The sequence below is a fragment of the Streptomyces sp. NPDC054796 genome (genome assembly GCF_053611545.1).
The window spans coordinates 1-3286 of record NZ_JBSHAO010000132.1 but is presented as its reverse complement, the minus strand read 5'-3'; the positions used below and the strand labels follow the sequence as shown (position 1 = coordinate 3286).

Below are 3286 nucleotides of genomic sequence, written 5' to 3'. Positions count from 1 at the left end.
GGCGTGGGGGGGGGGCCCGCGCGGCCCCCCCCCCGGGGTCGCGTCGTCACGCGCGACAAGGCACGCGACAGGTACGCGACAGGCAGCGACAGATACGGCTCAGTCGATCGGGGGCTGCTCGCGCGGCGGCTTGACCATGCTGCCGCCACCGCCGCTGTTGCCCTGGTTCCCGCCGCCGCCTCCGGTGCCGGGGCGGAAGTTGTCGAGGGCGCCGCCGAGGCCCTTGAGCGCGTCGCCGATCTCGCTGGGCACGATCCACAGCTTGTTGGCGTCGCCCTCGGCGATCTTCGGCAGCATCTGGAGGTACTGGTAGGAGAGCAGCTTCTGGTCCGGGTCGCCCGCGTGGATGGACTCGAAGACGGTGCGGATCGCCTGGGCCTCGCCCTCCGCGCGCAGGGCAGCGGAGCGGGCCTCACCCTCGGCGCGGAGGATGGAGGACTGCTTCTCACCCTCGGCCGTGAGGATCTGGGACTGCCGGACACCCTCGGCCTGGAGGATCGCCGCGCGCTTGTCGCGGTCGGCGCGCATCTGCTTCTCCATCGAGTCCTGGATGGAGGTCGGCGGCTCGATGGCCTTCAGTTCGACGCGGTTGACGCGGATGCCCCACTTGCCTGTGGCCTCGTCGAGGACGCCGCGGAGGGCCGCGTTGATCTCCTCGCGGGAGGTCAGCGTCCGCTCCAGGTCCATGCCGCCGATGATGTTGCGGAGCGTGGTGACGGTGAGCTGCTCGATGGCCTGGATGTAGCTGGCGACCTCGTACGTCGCCGCGCGCGCGTCGGTCACCTGGTAATAGATGACGGTGTCGATGTTGACCACCAGGTTGTCCTGGGTGATCACCGGCTGCGGCGGGAAGGGGACGACCTGCTCGCGCAGGTCCACGCGGTTGCGGACGGTGTCGATGAACGGCACCACGATGTTCAGGCCCGCGTTGAGCGTGCGTGTGTAGCGGCCGAAGCGCTCGACAATGGCCGCGCTGGCCTGCGGGATGACCTGGATCGTCTTGATGAGTGCGATGAAGACCAGCACCACCAGGATGATCAGGACAATGATGATGGCGTCCATCGCTCGTCGCCCCCTGCTGTTCGTTGACGGTTCGCTGCGTTGCGGAGCCGCTGTGCCAACACGCTGCGCACAGACGGCTGTTGGCGCTATCCCATCACGACGGCCGTGGCTCCGTCGATCTCCACCACGTCGACCTGACGACCTGGTTCGTACGCCTCACCCGTATCCAGCGAACGGGCCGACCAGACCTCGCCTGCCAGCTTGATCCGTCCGCCCTGGCCGTCCACCCGTTCCAGGACGACGGCCTGGCGCCCTCTGAGCGCGTCCACGCCGCTGGACAGCGCGGGCCCCTGTCTGCGCGAGCGCTGCGCTATGGGGCGTACTACCAGGATCAGCGCGGTCGAGACGATCGCGAAGACGACGACCTGGGCCACAGGGCCCCCACCGAGCCCGGCCGTGACGGCACCGGCGACCGCGCCGACCGCGAGCATGCCGAACTCCGGCATCGCGGTCAGGACAAGCGGAATTCCCAGCGCCACCGCGGCTACGAGCCACCACACCCATGCATCCACACGGCCATGGTAGGCCCGCGATCAGCTCAGCGGCAGACCCTGCGCCGTCCACCGGTCGCCGTGCTGCTCGACGACGAGCGGCAGCCCGAAGCAGAGCGAGAGGTTGCGGGACGTCAGCTCGGTCTCCACCGGACCCGCGGCCAGCACCTGGCCCTGACGGATCATCAGGACGTGGGTGAAACCGGGCGGGATCTCCTCGACGTGGTGCGTGACCATCAGCATCGAGGGCGCCAGGGGGTCGCGCGCGAGCCGTCCCAGGCGGCGCACGAGGTCCTCACGGCCGCCGAGGTCGAGCCCGGCCGCCGGCTCGTCGAGGAGCAGCAGTTCGGGGTCGGTCATCATGGCGCGCGCGATCAGGGTGCGCTTGCGCTCGCCCTCGGAGAGGGTGCCGAACCTGCGGTCCAGGAACTCGGTCATGCCGAGCCTGTCGAGGAAGGCGCGGGCGCGGTCCTCGTCCACCGCCTCGTACCGCTCCTGCCAGTGCGCCGTCATGCCGTACGCGGCGGTCAGCACGGTCTCCAGGACGGTCTGGGCGCGGGGCAGCTTGTCGGCCATCGCCATGCCCGCCATGCCGATGCGCGGGCGCAGGTCGAAGACGTCGACCCCGCCGAGCCGCTCGCCGAGGATGGTGGCGCTGCCCTTGGTCGGGAACAGGTAGCTGGAGGCGAGGTTGAGCAGGGTGGTCTTGCCCGCGCCGTTGGGCCCGAGGATCACCCACCGTTCGCCTTCCTTCACCGACCAGGAGACGTCGTCCACCAGAGCACGACCCTCGCGGACCACTGATACGTCCACCAGCTCCAGTACTTCGCTCATGAGCGCGTTGTCTCCCATAGCAGTCGCGATTTTCTGTGCCTGTGGGCACAGTCCCCAGACAAAACCTACGCCACCTCTTCCGAAGACCGTTCCCTAGGCTGGGCTCATGCTCGATGAACCTCGTTCAGGGCGGATGGCCGCCTGGGGAAACGCACTGTTTGCCGGTCTTGTCTCGCCCGACGAGGCCGCGGAAAGGATCGTCGCCGACGACGTGGTCCACCGGGTGGCCGGGCTGCCGGGGGAAGCCGAAGGGGCTGCCGTCGGGCTGACCCTGGCGCTGGGGCGGCTGCGCTCGCTCGGCGCCACGGGCCTGCGGGTTGCGCTCCCCGCGCCGGGCCATCCGCTGGGCCTGAGCGGGCCGCCGGAGTTCAACGCGCGGGCGCTGGAGTCCGGGGAGGCCGTGGTCGCCTCGGGTGTGGCGCTCGGCCTGGTACCGGAGGTGTACGAGGCCGGGCCCGAGGGCGATGTGCATGTGGAGGTGACCTGGCACTGCCTGCCCGTACGCGAGGCGCCGCCGGCCGACGTGCCCTCGCTCGGGGAGGCCGAGCGGGAGCTGGCCGAGGCCATGCGCGATGCGACGGAGGTACTGACGCGGCTCGACGTGGCGGGCTCGGGCCCGGTCGCGAACGCGGCGCTGGACGCGTACCGGGCGCGCATGGAGGCGGGCCGCCGACTGCTGGCCCCCGGCTATCCGCCGCGCGCCGTGCGGGTGCTGGAACTGGGGCAGCGGGTGCGGGCGCTGGTGTCCATCGCCTACGGGGAGGGCGGCGACGGGCGGGAGCACGGCGGCGCCGTGAGCGCCTCGGAGATCGCCGCGCGGACCGAGGCGCTGCGCCCGGTGGAGCGCACGGCCCGCAGGGCGCAGGTGGCGGCGTACAACGCGTACGCGGAGGAGCTGG

Annotated in this window: 4 protein-coding genes; 1 reads left to right on the top strand and 3 read right to left on the bottom strand. The window is 71.0% G+C overall.

Annotation, left to right across the window (positions count from 1 at the left end):
- Window positions 1–99: 99 nt before the first annotated feature.
- The 3 genes from ACWGJ2_RS40065 to ACWGJ2_RS40055 all read right to left on the bottom strand — a co-directional run bounded on the left by ACWGJ2_RS40065 (window position 100) and on the right by ACWGJ2_RS40055 (window position 2387).
- Window positions 100–1062 carry an SPFH domain-containing protein gene (locus ACWGJ2_RS40065; protein WP_453351349.1) on the bottom strand — a complete coding sequence of 321 codons (963 nt, stop codon included), beginning with the start codon at window positions 1060–1062 and terminating at the stop codon, window positions 100–102.
- Window positions 1063–1148: 86 nt separating this feature from the next.
- On the bottom strand, window positions 1149–1574 hold the full coding sequence (locus ACWGJ2_RS40060) for an NfeD family protein (protein WP_453351348.1): 426 nt from the start codon (window positions 1572–1574) through the stop codon (window positions 1149–1151).
- Window positions 1575–1595: 21 nt separating this feature from the next.
- Window positions 1596–2387 (bottom strand): ABC transporter ATP-binding protein, encoded by a 792-nt coding sequence (locus ACWGJ2_RS40055; protein WP_453351347.1) that lies wholly within the window; start codon window positions 2385–2387, stop codon window positions 1596–1598.
- Window positions 2388–2493: 106 nt separating this feature from the next.
- Between ACWGJ2_RS40055 and ACWGJ2_RS40050 the strand changes: the two genes are divergently transcribed.
- On the top strand, window positions 2494–3286 hold a 793-nt coding region (locus ACWGJ2_RS40050; RefSeq protein WP_453351346.1), incomplete at its 3' end, for a hypothetical protein.

What these genes read in the sequence shown, in the direction of transcription:
- ACWGJ2_RS40065 (WP_453351349.1), bottom strand. Translation starts at nt 1,062, where the DNA reads ATGGACGCCATCATCATTGTCCTGATCATCCTGGTGGTGCTGGTCTTC.
- ACWGJ2_RS40055 (WP_453351347.1), bottom strand. Translation starts at nt 2,387, where the DNA reads ATGAGCGAAGTACTGGAGCTGGTGGACGTATCAGTGGTCCGCGAGGGT.